The 23,034-nt window shown below is 52.7% G+C and carries 22 protein-coding genes; 8 read left to right on the top strand and 14 right to left on the bottom strand.

The features are described from left to right. The first annotated feature begins 548 nt into the window (after positions 1-548). The 3 genes from chvE (at position 549) to mmsB (ending at position 4,408) form a co-directional block, all read left to right on the top strand. Positions 549-1,634: a multiple monosaccharide ABC transporter substrate-binding protein gene (chvE, locus tag CHH67_RS25040; RefSeq protein WP_095268090.1), complete on the top strand. Its 1,086-nt coding sequence runs from the start codon at positions 549-551 to the stop codon at positions 1,632-1,634. 73 nt (positions 1,635-1,707) lie between these two features. Beyond that, entirely contained in the window at positions 1,708-3,273 is a 1,566-nt protein-coding gene (mmsA, locus tag CHH67_RS25045; protein WP_095268091.1) for a multiple monosaccharide ABC transporter ATP-binding protein, read from the top strand. Further along, positions 3,242-4,408 carry a multiple monosaccharide ABC transporter permease gene (gene mmsB, locus CHH67_RS25050; RefSeq protein ID WP_095268110.1) on the top strand — a complete coding sequence of 389 codons (1,167 nt, stop codon included), beginning with the start codon at positions 3,242-3,244 and terminating at the stop codon, positions 4,406-4,408. Before mmsA ends, mmsB begins: the two co-directional genes overlap by 32 nt. A gap of 103 nt (positions 4,409-4,511) precedes the next feature. Here the strand turns inward: mmsB and CHH67_RS25055 are convergent, their stop codons facing one another. From CHH67_RS25055 to CHH67_RS25070, 4 genes are all read right to left on the bottom strand, one after another. Further along, on the bottom strand, positions 4,512-5,213 hold the full coding sequence (locus tag CHH67_RS25055) for a Tat pathway signal protein (RefSeq protein WP_095268092.1): 702 nt from the start codon (positions 5,211-5,213) through the stop codon (positions 4,512-4,514). Beyond that, positions 5,210-6,088: an ATP-binding cassette domain-containing protein gene (locus CHH67_RS25060; protein ID WP_095268093.1), complete on the bottom strand. Its 879-nt coding sequence runs from the start codon at positions 6,086-6,088 to the stop codon at positions 5,210-5,212. The genes CHH67_RS25055 and CHH67_RS25060 overlap by 4 nt, the downstream gene beginning before the upstream one ends. Continuing rightward, entirely contained in the window at positions 6,078-6,464 is a 387-nt protein-coding gene (locus CHH67_RS25065) for a GntR family transcriptional regulator (RefSeq protein ID WP_095268111.1), read from the bottom strand. Before CHH67_RS25065 ends, CHH67_RS25060 begins: the two co-directional genes overlap by 11 nt. A gap of 231 nt (positions 6,465-6,695) precedes the next feature. Next, the gene (locus tag CHH67_RS25070) at positions 6,696-7,274 is read right to left on the bottom strand and encodes a M15 family metallopeptidase (RefSeq protein ID WP_095268094.1); all 579 of its coding nucleotides are present in this window, start codon (positions 7,272-7,274) and stop codon (positions 6,696-6,698) included. Positions 7,275-7,743: 469 nt separating this feature from the next. On the opposite strand from CHH67_RS25070, the gene CHH67_RS25075 reads away from it, so the two are divergent. After that, positions 7,744-8,280 carry a hypothetical protein gene (locus CHH67_RS25075; protein ID WP_095268095.1) on the top strand — a complete coding sequence of 179 codons (537 nt, stop codon included), beginning with the start codon at positions 7,744-7,746 and terminating at the stop codon, positions 8,278-8,280. A 236-nt stretch (positions 8,281-8,516) separates the two neighbouring features. On the opposite strand, the gene CHH67_RS25080 is transcribed toward CHH67_RS25075, so the two are convergent. The 7 genes from CHH67_RS25080 to CHH67_RS25110 all read right to left on the bottom strand — a co-directional run bounded on the left by CHH67_RS25080 (position 8,517) and on the right by CHH67_RS25110 (position 14,286). Further along, the gene (locus CHH67_RS25080; protein ID WP_095268096.1) at positions 8,517-9,701 is read right to left on the bottom strand and encodes a MalY/PatB family protein; all 1,185 of its coding nucleotides are present in this window, start codon (positions 9,699-9,701) and stop codon (positions 8,517-8,519) included. 39 nt (positions 9,702-9,740) lie between these two features. Beyond that, positions 9,741-10,664, bottom strand: coding sequence for an AEC family transporter (locus CHH67_RS25085; RefSeq protein ID WP_095268097.1), 924 nt, complete (start codon positions 10,662-10,664; stop codon positions 9,741-9,743). A gap of 278 nt (positions 10,665-10,942) precedes the next feature. Further along, the gene (locus tag CHH67_RS25090; protein ID WP_095268098.1) at positions 10,943-11,662 is read right to left on the bottom strand and encodes a 3-ketoacyl-ACP reductase; all 720 of its coding nucleotides are present in this window, start codon (positions 11,660-11,662) and stop codon (positions 10,943-10,945) included. 247 nt (positions 11,663-11,909) lie between these two features. Continuing rightward, positions 11,910-12,626 (bottom strand): peptidylprolyl isomerase, encoded by a 717-nt coding sequence (locus CHH67_RS25095; protein ID WP_095268099.1) that lies wholly within the window; start codon positions 12,624-12,626, stop codon positions 11,910-11,912. 113 nt (positions 12,627-12,739) lie between these two features. After that, positions 12,740-13,132, bottom strand: coding sequence for a hypothetical protein (locus tag CHH67_RS25100; protein WP_095268100.1), 393 nt, complete (start codon positions 13,130-13,132; stop codon positions 12,740-12,742). A gap of 109 nt (positions 13,133-13,241) precedes the next feature. Then, positions 13,242-13,460: a hypothetical protein gene (locus CHH67_RS25105; RefSeq protein ID WP_095268101.1), complete on the bottom strand. Its 219-nt coding sequence runs from the start codon at positions 13,458-13,460 to the stop codon at positions 13,242-13,244. A 382-nt stretch (positions 13,461-13,842) separates the two neighbouring features. After that, positions 13,843-14,286, bottom strand: coding sequence for a hypothetical protein (locus CHH67_RS25110; RefSeq protein WP_095268102.1), 444 nt, complete (start codon positions 14,284-14,286; stop codon positions 13,843-13,845). A 427-nt stretch (positions 14,287-14,713) separates the two neighbouring features. Here CHH67_RS25110 and CHH67_RS25115 point away from each other — a divergent pair, with 427 nt between their 5' ends. Together CHH67_RS25115 and CHH67_RS25120 are read left to right on the top strand one after the other, a co-directional pair. After that, the gene (locus tag CHH67_RS25115; RefSeq protein WP_244908323.1) at positions 14,714-16,591 is read left to right on the top strand and encodes a sensor histidine kinase; all 1,878 of its coding nucleotides are present in this window, start codon (positions 14,714-14,716) and stop codon (positions 16,589-16,591) included. Positions 16,592-16,770: 179 nt separating this feature from the next. Continuing rightward, positions 16,771-18,633 (top strand): sensor histidine kinase, encoded by a 1,863-nt coding sequence (locus CHH67_RS25120; RefSeq protein ID WP_244908324.1) that lies wholly within the window; start codon positions 16,771-16,773, stop codon positions 18,631-18,633. Between the two features lie 83 nt (positions 18,634-18,716). Here CHH67_RS25120 and CHH67_RS25125 read toward each other — a convergent pair whose 3' ends face one another. Continuing rightward, positions 18,717-18,956 carry an NHLP leader peptide family RiPP precursor gene (locus tag CHH67_RS25125; RefSeq protein WP_095268105.1) on the bottom strand — a complete coding sequence of 80 codons (240 nt, stop codon included), beginning with the start codon at positions 18,954-18,956 and terminating at the stop codon, positions 18,717-18,719. Between the two features lie 72 nt (positions 18,957-19,028). Continuing rightward, positions 19,029-19,991 carry a class 1 isoprenoid biosynthesis enzyme gene (locus tag CHH67_RS25130; protein WP_095268106.1) on the bottom strand — a complete coding sequence of 321 codons (963 nt, stop codon included), beginning with the start codon at positions 19,989-19,991 and terminating at the stop codon, positions 19,029-19,031. Between the two features lie 240 nt (positions 19,992-20,231). Here CHH67_RS25130 and CHH67_RS25135 point away from each other — a divergent pair, with 240 nt between their 5' ends. Then, complete coding sequence (locus CHH67_RS25135) at positions 20,232-20,897, top strand: general stress protein (RefSeq protein WP_095268107.1); 666 nt, start codon at positions 20,232-20,234, stop codon at positions 20,895-20,897. A gap of 198 nt (positions 20,898-21,095) precedes the next feature. On the opposite strand, the gene CHH67_RS25140 is transcribed toward CHH67_RS25135, so the two are convergent. Next, on the bottom strand, positions 21,096-22,211 hold the full coding sequence (locus CHH67_RS25140; protein ID WP_095268108.1) for a GNAT family N-acetyltransferase: 1,116 nt from the start codon (positions 22,209-22,211) through the stop codon (positions 21,096-21,098). A gap of 316 nt (positions 22,212-22,527) precedes the next feature. Between CHH67_RS25140 and CHH67_RS25145 the strand changes: the two genes are divergently transcribed. Continuing rightward, positions 22,528-23,001, top strand: coding sequence for a Dps family protein (locus CHH67_RS25145; RefSeq protein ID WP_095268109.1), 474 nt, complete (start codon positions 22,528-22,530; stop codon positions 22,999-23,001). Positions 23,002-23,034 lie beyond the last annotated feature (33 nt).

The raw sequence follows: 23,034 nt of genomic DNA on the forward strand, positions 1-23,034 counted from the left end.
TTATTATGACATGGTCGCCTGTATATATTCTCGGGCGGCATTGTTCTCCGCTTCGAGGCGGTATGAATAAGGAGAGGGGGATTGTATGATGTGCCGTACAAATTCCCCTTTTATTCGATGGAATGGGCCGTTATGTACGATGGATCGTACATCATCGAAGGTTTGGATGTGTTCGTGAGGATATTTGTATGATGAATCATACAAATGGGCTGCCCTCCCTGGGTGTCGCCTCTGATTTGTACGACAAATCGTACATAGTACAAAGCACAAAGTACAAAGCATAAAGCGCAAAGACAAAGTACATAGCCACCGATATGGCGAAGCACTCTACGCCCCGATCATTTCTGCCTGAGCAGGAGTGAACGGGGCGTGCTGCTTGTAGATGAGGATTTTTTTACCACAAAGGTATGAAATTTATAAAAAAGGTTGGATTCCTAAAAAGACCCTGCAGCAACGTCGGTGTATCCTTGGAGGTAAAGGGAGGTTTACATTTCCACTGAATGTAAGCGCTCTCCAATCAGCATGACGGAAAGGAGACCTAAAAGCCGATGAGAAGAGGATGGTTAGCGCTATGGAGCGCCGTATTGCTGATGGCTCTGACGGCTTGCAATCTGGCGGAGAGCAGCGCTGGCGACAAGGATAAAGGCTACGTGGGCTTGGCCATGCCAACCAAGTCGTCGGAACGCTGGGTAGCGGATGGGAAGAACATGGAGCGGTTGTTCCAGGAGAAAGGGTACAAGACGGACTTGCAATTTGCGGAGGATGTGGTGGAGAACCAGATATCGCAAATCGAGAACATGATTACCAAAGGGGTCGATGTGATCGTTATTGCCTCCATCGATGGCAACACGCTGACCGATGTGATCAAGAAAGCGCATGATCAGGGCATCAGGGTCATTGCGTATGACCGGCTGATTCGAAATACGGAGCATCTGTCTTACTATGCTACCTTCGACAACTTCCAGGTCGGGGTGCAGCAGGCTTCCTATATCGAGGAGAAGCTGGGGCTGAAGGAGGGAAAAGGCCCGTTCAACATTGAGCTGTTCGGCGGCTCCCCGGATGATAACAACGCCTACTTCTTCTACGACGGCGCGATGTCCGTGCTGAAGCCGTATATCGACAGCGGACAACTGGTCGTCCGCAGCAAGCAAACCACGATGGCCCAAATCGCCACCTTGCGCTGGGACGGGGCGCTGGCCCAGGCCCGGATGGACAACCTGATCAGCGCGAACTATTCGAATGCCAATCTGGACGCGGTGCTCTCGCCGTACGACGGGATCAGCATCGGCATCATTTCCTCGCTAAAGGGTGTCGGGTACGGATCTGCGAACAAGCCGCTGCCGATCATTACCGGACAGGATGCGGAGCTGGCCTCGGTGAAATCGATCGTTGCGGGCGAGCAGACGATGACGATTTTCAAGGATACGCGGAAGCTGGCCGAGAAGGCGGTCGATATGGCTGAAAGCATCATTAACGGGCAGGAGGCCGAGGTGAACGATACGGAAACTTACGATAACGGAGTCAAGGTTGTTCCGGCTTATCTGCTTCCTCCGGTGCCGGTAGACGCTTCGGCTGTGGAGAAGGAGCTGGTCGAGACCGGTTATTATACCCGCGAAGAGATCGGACTGAAATGAGTGAGCTTCGAGACAAGATCGAGCGGCTGGAGCGAAGGTACAGCCCGAAGGAAAGGAAGGGAAGGTGAGGCGTATGTCGGAATACATTCTGGAAATGCGCAATATTACGAAGGAATTCCCCGGTGTCAAAGCGCTTGAGAATGTCAATTTGCGGGTGCGCGAAGGTGAGATCCACTCGCTGTGCGGTGAGAATGGGGCAGGCAAATCCACGCTGATGAAGGTGCTGAGCGGTGTGTATCCGCACGGATCGTATGATGGGGAGATTCTGTTCAAAGGCAGCGTATGTGAATTCAAAAATATTAAACAGAGCGAAGAGCTCGGGATCGTGATCATCCATCAGGAGCTGGCGCTCATCCCTTATCTGTCGATTGCGGAGAACATTTATCTTGGCAATGAGCGATCCCGCCGCGGCATTATGGACTGGAATGAAACGATCACCGGTGCCAAGGAGCTGCTGGCCAAGGTTGGCCTGGATGAAAATCCGAACACGCCGGTGGGCAGCATCGGTGTCGGCAAGCAGCAGCTGGTCGAAATTGCGAAAGCGCTCTCCAAAAAAGTGAAGCTGCTCATTCTGGATGAGCCAACCGCAGCCCTCAACGAGGATGACAGTGAAAATCTGCTGCAGCTGATGCTGGAGTTCAAGAAGCAGGGAATCTCCTGTATCCTGATCTCCCATAAGCTGAACGAGGTCTCCAAGGTGTCGGATTCCATCACGATCCTCCGGGACGGCAAGACGATTGAGACGCTGGATATGCATAGCGGGGAAGTGAGCGAGGACCGGATCATCCGCGGGATGGTCGGCCGGGATCTGACGAACCGCTATCCGGAGCGGACGCCGAATATCGGCGAGGTGACGCTGGAGATCAAGGACTGGACGGTGTATCACGAGCAGCAGGCGGAGCGCAAGGTGCTGGACCGGATCAACATGGTGGTACGGCGAGGTGAAATTGTAGGCATCGCCGGTCTGATGGGGGCGGGGCGGACGGAGCTGGCGATGAGTATTTTTGGCAAGTCTTACGGACGTGGCATTACCGGCACCATCTTGAAGGACGGCAAGGAAATTCAGAACAACAGCGTCACCGAGGCGATAGAGAACGGCTTCGCTTATGTGACGGAGGACCGGAAGGATTACGGGCTTATCCTGATCGACGATATCAAGCGCAACATCTCGCTCACCGGGCTGCGCAAGCTGACCCATCGTACGGTGATCAATGAGCGGGAGGAGGTTCTGGTGGCCGAGGAGATGAGACGGAAGCTCAAGATCAAAACGCCGAGCATTCTGCAGAAAACCGGCAACTTGAGCGGCGGCAACCAGCAGAAGGTTGTGCTGAGCAAGTGGATCTATTCCGAGCCGGACATCCTCATTCTGGATGAGCCGACACGGGGCATCGACGTCGGAGCTAAATACGAAATCTATACGATCATTAATCAGCTTGCGGATGAAGGCAAAGGCATCCTGGTCATCTCGTCCGAGCTGCCGGAAATTCTGGGCATTTGCGACCGGATATATGTGATGAGCGCAGGCCGGATTACCGGGGAAGTCAACCGGGAGAATGCGACTCAAGAGACACTGATGAGATATATGACCAAGACGGGAGGGAACGGGCATGGAAACACTGATGAAATTGTTCAAAAATAATATACGGCAGTACGGCATGATTATCGCGCTTGTTGTCATCATGATTTTTTTCCAGCTGATTACGGGCGGGCTGCTGCTTGAGCCAATCAACATTACGAACCTGATTCTGCAAAACAGCTACATTCTCGTGCTTGCGATCGGCATGGTGCTGGTCATTATTACGGGGCATATCGACCTGTCGGTCGGATCGGTTGCGGCATTTGTTGGCGCTGTAGCCGCGATTATGATGGTGGATATGCAGCTTCACCCAGTGGTGGCGGTGATCGCCTCCCTGATTGTCGGCGGGCTGATCGGCGCCTGGCAAGGCTTCTGGGTTGCCTATGTGCGAATTCCGGCCTTTATCGTGACCTTGGCCGGCATGCTGCTCTTCCGGGGGCTGACGATGATTGTGCTGGAGGGACAGTCGATCTCGCCATTTCCGGCCGGCTTCCAGAAGATCAGTTCCGGATTTATACCGGATTTCGGGGATTTTGGTGTCAATCTGATCGCGATTCTGGCCGGTATCATATTCACGCTGATCTATATTATTAACGAATTGCGGGACCGCAGAGCGCAGCAAAAATATCAATTCGAGGTCATTTCAAACAGCCTGTTTGTGCTGAAGCTCGTGGTCATGGCGGCGGTCATTAACGCATTTACGTATATGCTGGCCAGCTATGCCGGGCTGCCGAACATCCTTATACTGCTGCTCGTGCTGATCCTTATCTACTCTTTTGTCATGAACCGCACGGTGATGGGGCGTCATATTTACGCACTTGGCGGCAATGAGAAAGCAGCGGCGCTGTCCGGTGTCAAAACCAAAAAGGTAACGTTCTGGGTGTTTGTTAATATGGGCGTGATGGCGGCCATTTCCGGCTTGATCTTTGCGGCTCGCTTGAATGCGGCCACGCCTAGGGCGGGAACGAACTTCGAGCTGGATGCCATCGCGGCCAGCTTCATCGGCGGAGCCTCGGCTACCGGCGGAATCGGGACAGTGTTCGGTGCGATTATCGGGGGTCTTGTGATGGGGGTTCTGAACAACGGGATGTCGCTCATCGGCCTTGGCATCGACTGGCAGCAAGGCATTAAAGGCCTGGTTCTGCTCGCAGCCGTCGCCTTCGATATTTATAACAAGAAGAAGAACAGCGTTTCGTAGTCCTGTTCCTTCAAGATAGACAAGAACGACCGGTTTCTGCAGATGATTTGTAATCTGCGGAGCCGGCCGTTTATTTTTTGGGCACGAAAACATCGATTTCGGTTTACAGCTTGATGGTCACGCGGCGGGTTAACAGGCGAATCAGCGTGAGTCCTAGGATGATGAAGCCCGCCGATCCGGCAAACGAAACGGGAAGCGATACGTCAAGCGATACCGGAGGGAGGAAGTTTTCCCATAGGGAGGCCAGCTCGAACTGCCACAAGACATCCAGGATGCCGATCAGGACGATGCCGATGGCAATGAAGCCCAGACCGTAAATCCAGTTATATTTGTAAAAGGCAGAGCCGATCATCCAGCCCACCAAATAAAAGACAAAAATCTGGATCCCGTATGAGGCTAACGCTATAAGCCAGCTGCCACCGAACTGCTGCAGGACGGTGGAATCCTCCCCCATCCCGTTCAATGCTCTGAGCAGCATGCTGATGGGACCGACGACGACAGGAAAAGCAAGGGACAGCAACAGGGCGGCCAGGGCAGCGCCGGTAAAGAAGTCTTTGCGGGTGAAGCCGTTCCGCACGTAATAGCTTAGGAAGCCAAAGGCGGAAATAATACCGATGACCAGCATGAAGCCCTTGGTTGAACTGTACGTGATGGAGAAGAAATCCTCTTGCCTAGCGCTGCTGTTCGTAATCCCGATCACGAGGTGGATGAGGAAGACGATGACCAGGTACGCCAAAGCCCAGGAGCCCTGATGATAGAACATCTCGGCTGCAATTTTCGATGATGAGGACGAAGACTGTTTCATGTGGTGTATCCCTCCCCGGTTAAATGGATGAACAGGTCCTGCAGTGAGATCGGCCCGAGCTCCAGACCGGCACGGTGAGCAGCCGACCGGGAGGATTCGCTCAATTCCCCGTATACCATGACGGATTTGGTATGGCCGAGCTGCTGGACGTTCAGCACCTTCATGCCTTGAATGAATTCGTCCACCTTCGGCGCTGGTCCCGTAACGGAAACGCCGCGGGACGTCAAGGATTCGTAGTCGTCTTTTAAGATGAACCGGCCTTGATGGATGATGATGACTTCCTCGAACAGATAGTCCATTTCCGACACGAGGTGGGTCGATAGAATGAATGTGCGGGGATGCCGCTCCTGTTCTTCAAGCAGCTCCCGGTAGAATGTTTCCCTGGCCGGCGCATCCATCCCCAAGTATACTTCGTCCATAATCGTGACCGGCGAGCGGCTCGCCAGCCCGATCGTTACATTAAACGCCGACTGCATGCCCTTGGAAAGCTCCTTGACCGGCTTATCGATCGGAAGATTGAACTTGCGGGCAAGCTCGTAAGCAAACTCCTTGTCGAAGCGGGGCCGATATCGGGCAACCGCCTCGATCCCCTCTTTCACTTTATCCGACTCGTCCTTGTAATCGACATCATACATGAAGGAGATTTCCCGCATGATTTTTGCGTTTTCGAAGGGGGGCTCTCCGCCGACCGTAACCTTCCCCGAGGATGGCTCGCGAAAGGAAGCCAGGACGGACAACAGCGATGTTTTTCCCGCGCCGTTTCGTCCGAGAAGGCCGTAAATTTTCCCGCCGTCAAGCTGGAAGGATACGTCCCGGACAGCTTCGACGTCGCCGTAGTTGACGGAGACTTGATCGAATTGTATATCAAGATTCATGCGCTTCACGCTCCTTAACTTGCGTTATGATCTCAAACAGATCTTCGGTGGATAGGTCGAGCTTATCCGCCTCACGCACCATGGGTGCCACGTAATCATCCGCGAATGCGCCTCTTCGGGTACGGAGGAGCATCTCCTTGGCTCCTTCTGCAACAAACATGCCTACACCCCTTTTCTTATAAATGAGCCCGGAATCCACAAGCATGTTGATTCCCTTCAGGACCGTAATGTGATTGATTTTGTAAAAATTCGACAGCTGCGTCGTGGAAGGCACCTGCTCCCCTTCAAGCAATTGGTCGTTCACGATCTGATCCTCAATCTTCTCCTTGATCTGGATAAACAGAGGCTTGTTGTCCGGATGCACGGAACCGTTAATTCGAATCACCCCCTGATCCTTAGTTCAACAATAGTTATATACTTATATATATGACTATATAACCGGATGTGTGTAATGTCAAGTCGAAGGAGAAACAATCCGCGGGAGGCCGAATCCCATTAAAAAAGTCGCATGCGGTTTATCGCATGCGACTTTTCTCAAGGTTATAGACAGGGCAGCTGAAGGACTTACTGCATCGGTGCGTCCCTTTACTGCACCGTTTCCCACTCCTTACTCACGGGTTTCCGGATCCAGCGGCGGTCGCTCCCCGCGCTGAAGCTCGCGAATCGTCAACCCGAAATCGATCTGCAGATGCGGATAGTCGGGGAAGCCTGTCCAATCGCCTCCCCAATGAAAACCGAGGTCCTTGGCGATGGCGACAACTTCCATCCAGTCGGATTTCCCGTTCCGATTGCCGTCATACTCCATATCCCAAATGACGGTGCCGTCCTCCAGCTGCAGGGCAAAATCGATGGCCAATCCGTAATTGTGGTAGGACTCGCCTGCTCTTGCATTGGTGACAATGCTTCCGTCAGTCGTGCGGCCTTGATTGTATAGGCGTGTCTGTTCCTCGTGGCTGCGGAATCCGTCGGTAATAATGATCGAAATTTTCTGCTCTTTGGCACGGCTTACGAGCTTGTTCTTCTGTTCAAGCACATAGGGATGAAGATCCGTGATGGGCGGAGCCTCTTCTTTATTCCATTCCAGCTCGGGCAGGACGCCCGGGATGGAGGTTTGAATTTGCATGTAATAGAAGGCCAGAAGCGCTACGGCGATGAGAAGAATTGTTGTTTTTCTGCGTTTAACCATCTTTTCTCGGAATCTACCTGCTTTCGTGATCTATTCGTGATTCGACATCTATTCGATTATACCAGTTCGTTTGTTGTCATGACCAGCTAACAGCCAGGTAGAGTCTATGATTATAGCAGCCCTAATTTTTCCAGACGTGATAGAAATCCGAACTTTTCATAGAGTGGCAGCATAAGCTGGACTATCCAGGATCAAAGGAGTTGAAGCTGCGCACACCCCAATAAACAGCGGCCATTTGTCGGGCTTATCGCCCTGTATCTTCTCTTCCCCCAGTTTCAAAGTGTTGGCTGTTCCCTGTTGCTGCTTCCCCGACTTATCCCGGAGTAGCCCCTGTGTCCGAACTTATCGGGCGTGGGGGTTTTTGTCGTTTCTTACATCCCAGGGATGGTTTGCGGCAGTTTCAGCGCATACAATTCCATCGTGATCCACATGCTATAGCTAGCTGCATACTTGAAGAAAGGGGATTCGCATGAACAGTGATCAGTCCGTACAAGCATTGACCGATCGGCTGAATCGGGTATCTGCCCAGCTGGCGCAGGTAGAGCAGGGAGGCAGTTCCGATTCGCTTGCTTCGATCATTCAGGAGCTGGGGCAGATGGGAAGCGATATTCAGAGCGCACAGTCCGCGGCAAGTCCGGATCGCTCCGAGCAGGTTCGAACAGAGCTGGTGCATTGCAGAATGGTGCTGCATGAGATGATGAGCCGAATTGAGCAGCTCCGGACCACATCCGCTGAGCGTTACCGGGAAGCGCTGGGGGAGGAGAAGGATGCATTCGAACAGCTGGACGAGGCCAGCCAGCAGAGCCGCAGCCCGGAGGGCTATCGCCACAGGCAGGCATTCTACCAGCTGGATCAGCTTAGCCAGCAAATTCATCAATTGGATGGGTCTTTGCTGGATGCGGGGTACCAGATGGGCCGGAGCCAGCTGGCGCCGAGTGCCGGAGAAGCGGTAGAGACCGATGCGTATACAGTAGGGACAGAGGATGATACCGGATTGTACTCCTGAATTTGCTGAATGTTAAACCGTTATATAGGAAGCGGCTTACGGCTGGGAGGCGGATATAGGGAAGCCGCCGCACCGGGATGCGGATGTCGCCGAGGGCATCGACGATCATGATCCTCTATTTCGTGAACGCAAGACGTGCAGAAGTCGCTGTAATCGAAGCCAACGAGCAACACCCCGAGCAATCCGGCCGGAACCGGAATGCTCGGGGTGTTGCTTCATTTCATAGCTTGGCTATATTATTTCCGTGCCCGCCATGCTTCTAGCGCGTTATGCAGGCGGGAGAGAGCTTCCTGCACGGTCGCCCGGGTGCAGGCCACATTCATTCGCATGAAGCCTTCTCCTTCATCGCCAAAGGTTGAACCTTTGTTCAGACCAAGCTTGGCCTCGTGAACGAGAAAGCGATTCAGTTCATCGCTATCCATTCCCAGCTTACGGAAATCCAGCCACAACAGATAAGTGGATTCCGGCAGGGACAGCTTGACCTCCGGAAGATGCTCGCTGGCATAGCGGTGCACGAGCTCCATATTGCCCCGGATATAGTCGAGCAGGGTGTCCAGCCATTCGCCGCCTTCACGGTATGCGGCCTCCGTGGCGGCAGCGCCCAGAGGTGTAATCGAGCCGAGCGCATACCGCTTAAGTGCTTTGCGGAATTTGGAGCGGTGTTGCTCATTCGGGATGATCATATTGGCTGTGTTCAGACCGGCGATGTTGAACGTTTTGCTTGGCGCCGTACAGATGATCGAGTTGAGAGCAGCCTCTTCGGACAGGGCGGCATACGGAACATGTTTACTTGGCTCGAACACCAGGTCGGAATGGATCTCGTCAGAGACGACGAGCACATCGTACCGGATGCATAGCTCCGCAAGACGGCTTAGCTCTTCCCGGGTCCATACCCGGCCAACCGGGTTATGCGGGCTGCACAGAATGAGCATTTTCACTTGGCCGCCGGACAAGCTCTGCTCCAGATGGTCGAAGTCCATCACGTAGCTTCCGTCTTCGTTCTGGATCAGCGGATTCGTGATCAGCTCACGGCCATGCTCCTTGACGACTTGATAAAAAGGAGGATATACCGGTGTCTGAATCATCACCTGATCCCCCGGCGAGGTGAAGGCCTCAACCAATAGGCTGAGCGCCGGAACGACACCCGGACAGTTTTGAATCCACTCCGGCTGGATGGACCAGTTGTGCCGAGTCTGCATCCAGTCCACGATGGACTCCTTATACGACACCGGCGGGAAGGTATACCCGAATACGCCGTGCTCGACCCGTTCGTGAAGTGCCTTAATTACCGCAGGGGGCGCTGCAAAATCCATATCGGCTACCCACATCGGGAGCGCATCCGGGTTGCCGAATACGGCTTGTAGATTATCCCACTTTTCACATGAGGTGCGGTTACGGTCAATGGCTAAATCAAAATTCATAATTGAAAATCCTCCTTGTCAGCATTTATGTCGATGAAGTTAGGCGATATATTGGGCAAGCGAAATTAAGGCTGTGATCGTAATGATATTTAGTATGGTCGATATGAGTACGGTTTGTGCAGCAAAGTCGGGCTCATTCTGGTATTCTTCGGCCAGAATGGATGAGTTGACACCGACAGGCATGCCGGAAGCGATAATGAGCGCTTGTGCGGCTATCCCTTTCATATCAAGCAACAGCACGATGGTGATGCCGACGGCCGGCGCGACGAGCAGACGCAGCAGCACGCTTAAATATACATCAAGCCGGTTGAGCCGCAGCGGATATTTGATGATCTGCGCACCGAGGGTGAGCAGCGCGATGGCGACCATGGACTGGTGGGCATATACAAGCGGCTGGGATATAAAGACCGGCAGTGGCAATGCGAGCGCATGAAGCAGCAGCCCGAGCACGAGCGCATAAGGGACCGGCATTTTCAGAAATCCGATAAAGGCCTGCTTGTATAATCCGTTGGACTTGGCGCCTTGAATGGATATGACCCCATAGGTGAAGGTCAGCAGACTTTGAAAGGACATGATCAGCGCCTGAACCGAGCCTGCGAGCGGATCTCCCTTGAAGGCGAGAGCGTTGACCGGCAGCCCGTAGTTCCCGGAATTGTCCAGAATCAGACTGTTGGTGAATGCGGCCTTCATGCCGCGGGAGTATTTCTTCCGCCAAGCGATCAGCGAGCTTATGCCGTACAGAATGAGTATGTATAGAAAATAGAACAGCGATACGGTTCCAAGCAGCTGCGGCGACATTTCGGATTCGTACATGCTCATGAAAACCGCAGCGGGCGTGATGTAATAAAAGTTGATTTTGGCCAGCGTGTACAGATCGAGCTTGAAGGCATACTGCATAATCACCCCAAAGCCAATCAGCACAAAAATCGGAAGGACTACTTCGAGTAAAATGTCTGCAATCATGCCAGTTGTCATCTTCTTTCTTCGTTATGGCTGGTAAAAGGCGCGCCTATTCTGATTAAAGAATGCCCTGTCATTATATCATGAGAATGTCGTACACACACTTGTGAAATGGGGCATAGCCCAAGGTTCTGCCTAATGCGGTGAGCTGGTTTCATGAAAAAGAGGGGCCCTGGTCCGGCTGGACTGTTATCAGGAGATCCCCTCGATTCATATCGCGATATGGTTCATGTTGATGCTTGGCGAGCTCCAGCGCCCAACCCGCATGCTGGTTAAAGCCCTTACTGCGGGTTCGTTGTCCAGATGCCGGCCGTTTTCACAAATACCCGCTGCGGCAGCTTCAGTGCAGCGACCACAAGCTCAGCCAGATCCTCAGGCTGCATCATCCGGTCTTCATCTCCGATTTTCAGGCCGGTTTTCACAGCGAGCTCGGTGTTCACGGTGCTTGGCGTCAAAGCGGTCACACGGATATTGTGCTTGCGCACTTCCTGCAGCACGGCCTCGGTAAGCCCCATAACGGCGAATTTCGATGCGTTATAAGCCGATCCGGTTGCAAATCCGCGCTCGCCTGCAGTCGATGAAATGTTGATAATATCGCCTTTGTTGTTCTCGATCATGCCTGGCAGTGCGGCGCGAAGCATGTAGTAGGTTCCCATGAGATTGACGTCGACGATGCGTTTCCAGTCCTCCGGCTCGATCTCCAGCAGATTGCCGAACTGGGCGATGCCGGCATTGTTGATCAGAATATCCACATTGCCCAGCTCCATGCTGATGGCGGCATAAGCGGCTTCCGCCTCGCTTTGTACGGATACGTCGGCTACGGCCGAGGCGGTTTTCACGCCGTATTCCTTGGTGATCAGTTCAGATAGCGCCTCAAGGTCGGCGGCTGTACGGGATACGAGCCCGACATGTACACCTTCCTTGGCCAGGGCAATCGCGATGGCACGTCCGATTCCTTTTCCTGCTCCTGTAATCAGAGCTGTTTTCTTCTGTAGACTCAAATCTCTCACTCCTTTTAAAATGATGCGGGGCTCCTATCCATTGAGGCTCCCGCTATTCGCATGTAAGTATCCGGCTTCGTCAGGAACCTGTTCATGCACCATGTTGAAACCGGGACAAAAATTGTACCATACAGAAGCCGGGTTCGTGAAGACGGGGAACCCAGCGCGCGGTGGCTGCATGCCGGCGGACGGCCGCCCCACGTTGTCCGAATATCCCCTAATGGCTGCTCTATTGCTTAGCCTTTATCTATTCAACTTTCTCAGGTTCCGGGTACTCTTCACCCAGCGTATCGACGGTCACCTTTTTCATGAGCGGCATGTTCAACGGCTTGTCCATCTCGTCACGCTCCAGCATCACGATTTCCTGAACGGCCTCCATGCCTTCAATCACTTTGCCGAATGCGGCGTAATCTCCATCCAGATGCGGCGCGTCAGCCACCATAATGAAGAACTGGGAGCCGGCCGAATCCGGGTCAATCGCTCTGGCCATGGACAATATGCCGGTCTCATGCTTCAGATCATTCGGGAAGTTGTTGTTGCGGAACTCGCCTTTAATACCATAACCCGGTCCGCCGGTTCCTTTGCCGTCAGGGTCTCCGCCCTGAATCATGAAACCCGGCATCACCCGATGAAAGCCTGTCCCGTCATAAAAGCCTTGATTAATCAAGGATATAAAATTGTTGACCGTATTTGGAGCTACTTCAGGGTAAAGCTCGGCTGTAATGATATCCCCGTTCTCCATCTCGATCGTAACGATCGGATGACTTGCATTCGGATCAGGGACATTCGCCTCCTGAGACGTTTCTTCCTGTGGGGTCTGTTCTTCCGTTGGAGCAGCATCGTTGCCCCCGGCATGCTCACCGGACCCTGCCTGACCTTGGTTTTGGCCGCATCCGGCCAGAACCAGCAACATGGCACAGATGATCATCAGAGCGGGCATCCAGCGCTTGTGTTGTTTCAGCATCCTGATTCCTCCTGTCATTCCTCCACCATGTTTATGCTGCATGATGTGCAGTTCTATATTATCACAGGTGACCAGGACAGAAAAATAGGGAGGCGCCGCTCTGACAGAGTGCGTTATTTGACGCGATAGATTCCCTCCACCTTGTTCAGCGGCAGCAGGATCCGGGAACGGTTCTTGTCTTTGGCAAGCAGCTCAATATAGTCCGCGCCAATGTGAACGAGCCGGATCCGGTTGAAGGCTTTGCCGGTACGGAAGGTGGTTCGTATCCCGACCGGAATCGTATAGCGGGGAGCTTTCACGTCGAATACCCGAATCGAATTCAGGCTGGACGGGACGAAGAGCTGCCCGCGGACGAGAATGAAATTCTTTTTGAATATTCGCTGCAGGCGGCCGGGTTCCATGCCCGTATTGGGCGTGTTGATCTCCACTAGATGGCCCGCAAATCTTGCAAGACGCTGCTGGAGCGTGCAGCTGCTCCATATCCGTCCAGACAGCAAGCGTGTCATATCAGCATCATCCTTCCAGATCGTATGCACTATTATATGACGGAAGGGGCACCAGGGGTGAATACGCACCCTAGCCGCTTGCTGTGCATGGGGAGACAGGGCAGATGATTCAGGTGGAGGAGCGGCGGTGGCGGCCCCGCGGGCTGCCGTCGGGCTTCTCCTGCTTCACGCTTTCCGGAAGGGGCACATACGATGGATCAGCTTCCTCTGCGAATAGGCCGAATTCGGCATCGATATCCCGCTCGGTTACAAGCGGCTTGGTTTCCTTGGGATGGGACTTGGTGTTGTTCTTGTTTCTGTCCTTGGGATCGTCATTGTGTGTGTTCATGATGGCTTCCTCCTCTACAAGTGGATGATGATTGATGATTTGATGATTATGCTTCTCGTCACTCTCTTATAAACTAGGAACAGACAGCGCTGCTATCAGGTATATTTCCCCGAGGCTTGTCCATACTGAAATTCATAGAGTTCATGAAGACAAGGGGGGAGACCCGGATGGAAAAGCAGGGGAGTATCGTGACAGGAATCATATGGGGCACGGTAATTGGCCTTGTATTATGGATGTCCTTTCTTGGCTGGATGGATATTTTGTTCGGCAAATAAAAGCGCATAAGTTTTGCTAGGAAGTGCATGCAAACATGCATATAAATCGCATATATAGCAGCAAGACCTGTCTTTTTCCCTGAGGGTAAAAGGCAGGTCTTATTGCGTTATGACTCCTCGTGTTCCTCGTACGCCACATTGTCCCCGTTGCTGCCGTTCAGCAGATCGGTGCCATGCATATGATCGACAGGCGGGGCTGCCGGGTCAACCGGGCTGTTCGCCTGGATTTCATCTGCATCGGGCACATCCTCAAGCGGAGCGTCGCCTTCCGCCTCGGCTTCGGCAGAAGCGGACGGCTGCGCCGGATTGAGGAAGGCGGTTCCGCTTCCGCTCAAGGCTGCGTCGGCGTGAACGCGGTCGACATCCTGCCGGGGATATTCTTCAAGGACGCTGTCGCCAAGCCGGGATGGTGTCTCTTCATCCGTGCCCAGCCGCTCCGCCGAATGCGGCTCCACTTTCGTGTTGCTGCTTGTCTGGCCCACTCTATCTCTGGCTTCGAGCTCCAGCGAGCTGATATCCGCCGGTCTATTAAAATTCGTCTCATCTCGCATCGTTCTCATCTCCTTGTCACAGGCATGTATGCCGATCTATACTTGGACTTTACCCTCTGACTGTTGATTGAATCGGAATTTGAGGCGGCAACCTCAAGTCTTCCTGCTTACTCTCTGCTTTACTGCTTTATTGTGTTCAACAAATTCCGAATTATGTACAGTCCGGGTCTGGCGGCCAGTTTAGGCTGATACGGCTAGGGCAAGAGCGAGGGCTTAGATGATAGAAAGGACCTAGACTTGATTTTTGAAAGGCGTTTCAAAAAATTTTACTAACAGTAGCCCCGTTCATGGTATATTGGATGTGAAAGGCCCGAAGTTTGTCGAATATAGCCCGCTCATCAGCTTATTGACATACACATAATGACTATACACGGTTAGAGGTGCTGGAGAGATGAAGGATGTGCCTAAATACATAGTCCTGCTTCTGATGGCACTGATGTTAGTGCTTGATTTCAAGGTGTATCCCGCAGCAGCGGAGCCCCTTCATACGCACACGGCTATAACGGATTGGCAGTTTATATGGGATTGGCCGGATGACCAGCCTGCCCTTGACGGCTTACAGAACAGGACGGATTGGGTTCACGCAGCCCCAGGCGATGCGAAGCCTCCGAAACCGGAGGGGGTACATTCGGCTTGGAGCCGCTTCACTGTGCCCGATTTGTCATGGAAGCAGCCGGCGCTGATGCTGGACAGAGTGGAAGGGCAGGAAGTCGTGGTTTATCTTGAGCATGAGCCGCTGTACGAATCAAGGCGGAATTATGGCTATACCAAGCATTCCATCCTGCTTCCGATTCAAGCGGACAGCGCTGGGAAGAACCTGTACGTCTGGACTTCAGGCAGAGATGAAACGCAGGGCATTACAAGCGCCGTGCTGGTCGGTGACTATGAGGAACTTCGAGGCAATTTCATAAGGAAGGACATGCAGGATTTTATTCTCGGCAGCTCTTTTTTATTTATTGCGATTGTCATGCTGTTCTGCTCCTTCTTCCTGCCGCGGCATACGATTTCTACGTGGCTGGCGCTTAGTCTCGTCATTTTATCCTCCGGGGCGCTGATGCTGACGTACTCGCCTTTTCTGTATACATTTTACGAGGGCTATGGGGCGGTCTGGACCACGCTGTTTGATCTGGCGCTATTCTCGGTAATGCCGGCGGTATACTTTTATTTCGAGAAGATTTACGGACCTGGTCCATACAAAATGATCCGATATCTGAGAAGGTTTCAGCTGGTGTATTCCGGCTTGTGCTTGCTGCTGCTGGCGGCCAACTTATGCAGCGGCTATGCGCTGTATGATATTTATTATTGGGTTAGCGTCAAAGTGCTGGGCGTGCTGCTCATCATCCAGTTTCTCGTGCTGATCGGCATTACGGTGCTGAACATATCCAAACGAAACAAGGACGCCTATATATTCACGTTTGGATTCGGCTTGCTGGCAATTCTGTCCCTTGGGGACCTTCTCTGGTTCTATATTTCGAACGAGCCTTACGAATTTTATTGGTGGAAATGGGGGATCATCGGCCTGATCGCTTCCCTCATCGTCATTCTTGGCCGCAAAATCATCCGCAGCCACGAGCAGGTGCTGCTGTATTCCAAGAAGCTGGAGCTGTTTAACAATGAACTGCAGCGCTCCGAGAAAATGGAGATCATCAGCGAGCTGGCGGCTTCCGTCGCCCATGAGGTCCGCAATCCGCTTCAGGTTACGCGGGGCTTCATGCAGCTTCTGGCCCAGAAATCGAAGCAGAGCGATGCCGAATATTTGAAAATGGCGCTCAACGAGCTGGATCGGGCAACCGGCATCATTTCGGATTTCCTGTCGTTTGCCAAGCCGGAGACCGAGCAGGTCAATACGCTGGATGTGTATGAAGAGTTGAAGCATGTGACCAGCATATTGCAGCCGCTGGCGAATCTGGCCGGGGGAAGCATTCATCTGGACGAACCGAAAGAACTGTACATCAGCGGCAGCTCCTCTAAGCTGAAACAAGCGATGATCAATATCGTTAAGAACAGCATCGAGGCGCTCGATGAAGAGGGTGTCGTCCGGATCTGGGCTTATGCCGAGGGAAGCGAGGTCGCCATCCATATCAAAGACAACGGTATTGGCATGAGTACGGCCGAGCTGTCACGGCTCGGCGAGCCTTACTTTACAAACAAGCTGAAGGGCACCGGCCTCGGACTGATGGTTACCTTCCGGATTATAGAAGGCATGAAAGGGACGATTAAGTTTTCAAGCCGCAAGGGAAGCGGGACCGAAGCGATCATCCGTTTCCCGGCTGTCCCGCCGAATACCGAATTGACAGGAGCATAACACAAGATGTTGGAAAGAGATGCCGGAGGGCATCTCTTTTTACGTTTAGAAAATATTTTTTAAAATACCGAAATTTAGAAGGTGTCGCTGTGAAGGGTAGCGAATTAGTTGTTTAGAGGACGAATGATTATAATGTTTGAGGTGTGTTAATGAAGTCTCGATCGAACACGTTAATTCTCATGATTGCCATACTCATCATGACGACTTTATGCGGCAGTTTCGCATCTGTCCGGGCGGAGTCAGCGGATTTCACACCGATTACAGAGTGGAGTATTCTGTGGTCTGATGAAGGCGGACAGATGCCGCTCGGTATTCCTGATGCCAGTGAGCCTGGTTGGACAGACAGAAGGGAAGCACCGGACCACATGAAGCCATCCGCCTCACACTCGGCATGGATTCGGCTGCAGCTGCCAGCTTTCGATTCCTTATCTCAAGGGATTCTGATTCGGGAAACGTTTGGCCAGCGGGTAGCTGTTTACGCGGGACATGAGAAGATCTACGAATCGAGCCGTTCATATAATTATGAGCTTAACCATATTTTACTCCCCTTACCGAAGAGTATGTCGGACAATAACCTTTACATATGGCTGGATACGAACAGAGATCATGTCATGCTGGAAGGCAAGATCATGACCGGTGAATTCTACCGTCTGCTGCAAAAGTTCGTGAAAGCGAATCTGGCTGATATCGTGCTTGGAAGCGCCTTTATATTTATAGCTCTCGTGATGCTGATTTGCATCCTGTTTCTGAACAAAAAGTATTTATCCGGCGTGTTCTCCCTGTCGCTGATCATTTTATCGGTCGGCATTGTCGTTATTACCTATTCCCCGTTTTTATACACCATCTTTGATGAATACGGACACCTATACACTCACTTGTATGACATCTCGTTGTTTGTACTGCTTCCTTCTTTCAGTCATTTTTTCGAAACGGTATTCGGGCCTGGACGGAATCAGATTCTAACCAAGCTGCGCAAATTCCAAATCGTGTACTCCCTTTTTTGCGTGTTGCTTCTTGTCATCAACAGTGTGACGGACAATCGCTTTTTTGATATGTATTATTTCTTTTCCGTGCAGGTGTTGGGATACTTGATGATCATCCAATTCGTGATCCTGGTCGGCAGCTCGACGATGTATGCCTTTAAGGGAAACAAGGATGCGCTCATTTTTAATATCGGGTTCGCTTTTTTTGCCCTGCTGGGTTTGGCGGAGCTGCTGCAGTTTTTTATGAGCCGGGGCGCTTACAGCTTTGTGCTGTGGAAGTGGGGCGTCGTCAGCTTTATCATTGCGCTGATCGTCATGCTGGGTCGGCAGTTCGCCCAGAACCATGAGCAGATTTTGAAATATTCCAAAGAGCTGGAGATGTTCAACAATCAGCTGCAGCGTTCGGAGAAGGTGGAGATGATCAGCGAGCTGGCAGCGTCTGTAGCTCATGAAGTACGCAATCCACTCCAGGTCACCCGCGGTTTCCTTCAGCTTCTGTCCGGCAGATCGCGGACTGGCGAGCAGGAGTATCTGGATCTCGCGTTAACCGAGCTGGACCGGGCGGCCGGGATCATTACGGATTTTCTTACCTTCGCCAAGCCGGAGCTCGGCAAGGATTCCCTGCTGCAGATCGCGGAGGAATTCAAGCTCATTGAAGGCATTCTGGCACCGCTGGCGAACTTGCGCGGCGGCCGGATTTCAGTAGATGTTCCGGAGGACCTCGTCATACGCGGCAATTCATCGAAATTCAAGCAAGCTTTTATCAACATTATCAAGAACAGCATTGAAGCGCTGGACAAGGAAGGGCGGGTGCATATTTGCTCATACCGCGATGAGAACAAGGTGTATATCCACGTTCAGGACAACGGGGAGGGGATGGAGGAGGAAGTGCTGGCCCGGCTGGGGGAGCCGTATTTCTCCAACAAAACGAAAGGAACGGGGCTCGGGCTCATGGTGACGTTTCGCATCATTGAGGCGATGGGCGGGAGCATACACTTTTCCAGCAAAAAAGGAGTGGGGACAGCCGCCCTGGTCATGCTCCCTGCAGCTTCGGATTGATACCGGTATTCGCTGCAAGGAGTGTGTGGCGCATCCCCGCTCCTTCTTCATTCTATGTGACAGCCCATGCTGCTGTTATGCAATTACCAGATGGCTCTCTCTTTCGCCTCGGACTTGATGACGCCCGCAGGGTTCGGAGGGATGATGAGGAACAGCTCATCACTCTTCTCTTCAACCGTTCTTACCTGGATGTGGTCGGGAATGAGCACGCCAAGGGCCTCCTTGATTGCGGCTTTCGGATCGCTGAGCAGTTTAGCCTTAAAGCTCGGATCTTCCCATGCTTTCTGGATCAATTGTGTTTGAAAGATGGCTTCTGTTGACATTAGAATCACCCTTTCAAAAAAAATGGTTATTTTTTACTCTTAAAGAATAGCATGGAATTCAGACGAAATCTATTATTTTTTTCTTAAAATAGACAAATGATAGTTTAATCCGCCATAGACCAGCGATGTTTTCGCATTTTCGATATCATTTGCATCGTTCACGAGCTCCGTTACCAGCGTTTGATGGAAGGCGAGCACATCCGGCGTGTGGATCCCCGCTGCTTTCAGCTGGCGGTGAGTCGCTGATGCGATCTCGGCATATTTTGTCACAATCTGCTCTACATAAATCGCTTGCTCCACTTCAGACACGGACAGCGAATAGTCGCGCGGGAGCTGTTTCTCCGATTTGATCAGCGAGAGCAGGCAGTTGTAGCTCCCATCCTCGAGATCTTGCTTCCAGTCCGTCCAGTCATCCATCATCTGCAGGGTCAACAGCACGAGGGCCATCTGTTCATTGGCGGGTTCAATCTGGGCTGGAAGCTCTGACAATAGAAGCAGGGCCGTGCTGCCGAGCTTGACGGGCGACGCTTTTTTGGCAACCAAGGCAGGGTTGGCCGTGAAGTAGTCATGGCGGCTTTCGTGTAGGACGCCTTCGGCCCACTCATGCGTGTACTGGCGGAAGTACTGCCAGAAGGTAGAATCCGTAGGGAAGTACTGCTGATAGATCGAGATGAATTCATAATAGAGTAAGTTGGCAAGGGCAAGATAGCTTTTTAAATCCTGTGGGGTGGGGCGGTTTGTCGAATCTGTGGGCGTGTCCATGAGATCATCCTGAATGAAATAGTAGAGCATGCCGAAAATATTGGCTGTCGATATGTCACGGTAGATTTCCGGGGCAAGTCTGGTTGACTCCCTCATCCAGAAGGGGAGCAGGTAGCAGATGTAGTTTTTGGCGCTGTCTTTCTCGAATACGTCGAATTTCTTCAGGTAATGGAGGCCGAGATCGTTCAAGGGGGAAGGGAACTCTGTGATGCTGGCTTCGCACATGGAGAACACGGATGACAGCTCGTCCTCATACGATTTGAACCATTCCATCAAATCACCAGCCTTTGCATAATATCGTCAATAGGTGACGGCAAATAACAGGGCGTAATGTCTAAATCTATCGTAACATATATGGTCGATGAGTTAAATATTACCATTCGAATAAGCGAGGTCCTTCGTGCAGAATGGATGGATATCGCTGGTCGGTCTTCGAGATAAGTGTTTGATGACAAGGGATCTCGTTTAAGAAAGGAGTGTAAGGCGCATCACGATTTTAAGGAGGTAATTCATATGACTCACAAAATTGTTGGAGCCTTTAGGACAGAACAGGAAGCGACGCGTGCGATAGAGGAACTGAAGCGCCAAGGCTTCAGTACCGAAGAGATCTCGGTTATCGCTAAGGATCGTGGGGAGTCGGCCGCGATTCAGGATGAGACGGATACGAAAGCGCCTGAAGGATTGGCTTCCGGTGCAGCCACAGGCGGTGTGCTTGGTGGCGTAACCGGTCTGCTGGCCGGCATCGGCGCACTCGCCATTCCAGGCATCGGCCCGATTATAGCGGCTGGCCCGATTGCGGCGACGTTGACCGGAGCAGCTGTCGGTGCTGGCGCTGGCGGGCTGGTAGGCGGCTTGATCGGTCTTGGCATTCCGGAGGACCGGGCCAAGGAATATGACAACTATGTGCATGAAGGCAACATTCTTGTCATCGTCGATACGAATCCGGATCATGAGGGACAGGTGTACGGCGTATTCCGCAGCAATCAGGCACTGAATGAGCATCATTATCGCGAAACAGGAAACTTCACCGGCACTGGGTCTGCACTGGACCCGAGTCGTGAGGCAGCGGCAGCTTCCGAGGAGGCTGTGCCTGATCCGAACGTGTATCATGGCTACGGACGCGGTGATGGCGGTGCAGTCAGCCCGGATATGGAAGAAGAGAACGTGAGAAGACGCTGATCTTGAGGGACACCGCTTCTGAACATGGGCAAGGTCCTTCCTGATAAGGACCTGAAGATGGCGCACAGGATAGTCAGGACGCCGATATGCGTCTGGACTTGATCATATCATGGACAAAGAACATCCGCCGAATCATGTGCGGATGTTCTTTGTTGTGGGTTGAAGCATTTACGCTACTTGGCTTGGCTGCATGCTTCCTTAGATGTAATTCAGCCCTGACAAGTATGGCAGAGGGATCGGACTGAACGCCGGGGGATGCTCGGCGGATAACCGATATGGAGAGGCCGGGTCGAACAGAAGTGACAGCAGCCCTTCGTCGTCAAGCTCGATGGTCTTGCCGCCTGCGCGGTACCGGTAAGGGCCATGCTGGCCTTCGGCGATCAGTGCGCCGGGCGGCAGAAGCGGACGGAGCTGGCGCAGCAGCTCACGTCCGTCAGCCAGATAGACAGTGCCATCGTTCGGCACGGTCTCGGCTTCGGCGCCAGCGGCCTGGAGCAGCGCGCCCAGGCTGTCATCCTGCCAGGCCAAGGTGGCCACCAGTTCCGGCAGCTGGAAGCCTCGCATACAGGCAGCCAGCAGGCGGGAGGCAGCCTCCGCCTCTCCGGCCCATTCCACGAGGGTGGCCGGACGGGAGGCTGTCATGCGCTCGCCAGGAACACCGATAGCAGCGAAGGCAGTGACACGCCCGTTCTTCTCGGCAACGAGAAGCTGCTGCTCCAGGCGGAGCACATTGGCATAGGCGCTTGCTTCCAGCAGCCTGCCGAGCTCGGTAGGCGTGAGCGCATAGGCCGCTTCGCGCGCAGTCAGAAGATCATGCACGGCCAGCAGATCTTCGGGAACCATGGGACGGACGTGAATGTCTTGAGCGCTGCGGGCTTCAAGCGCGTCCGCCACCGCATCGCCCAGCCGGTACTTGACCGCCCGGCCAAAATGCCGGGCCCCGGCCCGGGTATACAGGGAGCGCGCGCCGGAAATGAATATCAATGGGGCGCCCGCTGCCTCGGCATGCTTCATACATAAGTCCAGCAGCGTCCCGGCAAGGCGCTGGCCCCGGTAGGCCGTGTCGGTGCAGACGGAGCCAATCGAATAGACGCGGAGCGAAGCTCCACGGACATTCATAGTAAAAGGGACGAAGCCCATGAACGACACCAGCTTGTCTCCATCGCTGACACCGTAGGAATGATTGATTCCCGGACGAAAGATCAAAGGGAAGGATACGCCCATGGAGGGCTGCTCCGGCTGTTTAAGAAAAATGCGGTCTGACAATTCAACGGCTTGCTGCAACTGTTCTTTGTTCAAAAGGCCGATATTCACTGACTTTACGACGCCTCCTTCATAGGTCATGAAAATGCTTAATGTAACCAGTATAAGGCGACGAGGTTGCCGATATCCAGCATTTGTTTAGGGACGGGGCGGTTTGTACATCCTATGTGTATATCCTATGAGTGCGGTCACAGCCGATTCGGGTAGAGCTGTTCTATTATTAAAGGAGCAAGCCGAGACTGGAATTTTCTTCATCGTTTCTTCATCTTTTTTTCGGTTGATGTCTTTGCCAAACCGAGGATTGTATGCTATACTTAATACAAAGATTTAGAATAAGTCTAAATACAATATAAGGAGTCGATGATATATGAGTCATATGACACGTGATGCCCAAGGAAATGCTGTACAGGAGCTGCAACAAGTTCTGAACGTTCAGGTTGCGAACTGGAGCCTGCTTGGTGTGAAGCTACATCATTACCACTGGTATGTGAAAGGCCCGCAGTTTTTTGTTCTGCATGAGAAGTTTGAAGCGTTGTACAATGCAGCGGCAGGCTATGTAGATGAACTCGCGGAACGCCTGCTGGCGATTGGCGGCAAGCCGTCCGGAACGATGTCCGAATATTTGAAGCTGGCTACCATTTCGGAAGCCGCTGGAGAGAATACTTCGGAGCAAATGGTGCAGCAGCTGGTGGCTGATTTCGGCGTACTGGCAGAAGAGCTGAAGCAAGGCATTGAGGTTGCAGGCTCACTGGGTGATGATGCAACCGCCGACTTGCTCACTGGCATGGTGGCCGATGTTCAGAAGCAGGCGTGGATGCTGAACGCTTTTCTCGGAAAATAACAGGAACAGGTCATATTCGTTCATAGGATCAAA

Origin of the sequence: Paenibacillus campinasensis (assembly GCF_002272015.1) — a bacterium.
Lineage (GTDB): Bacteria > Bacillota > Bacilli > Paenibacillales > Paenibacillaceae > Paenibacillus_AQ > Paenibacillus_AQ campinasensis.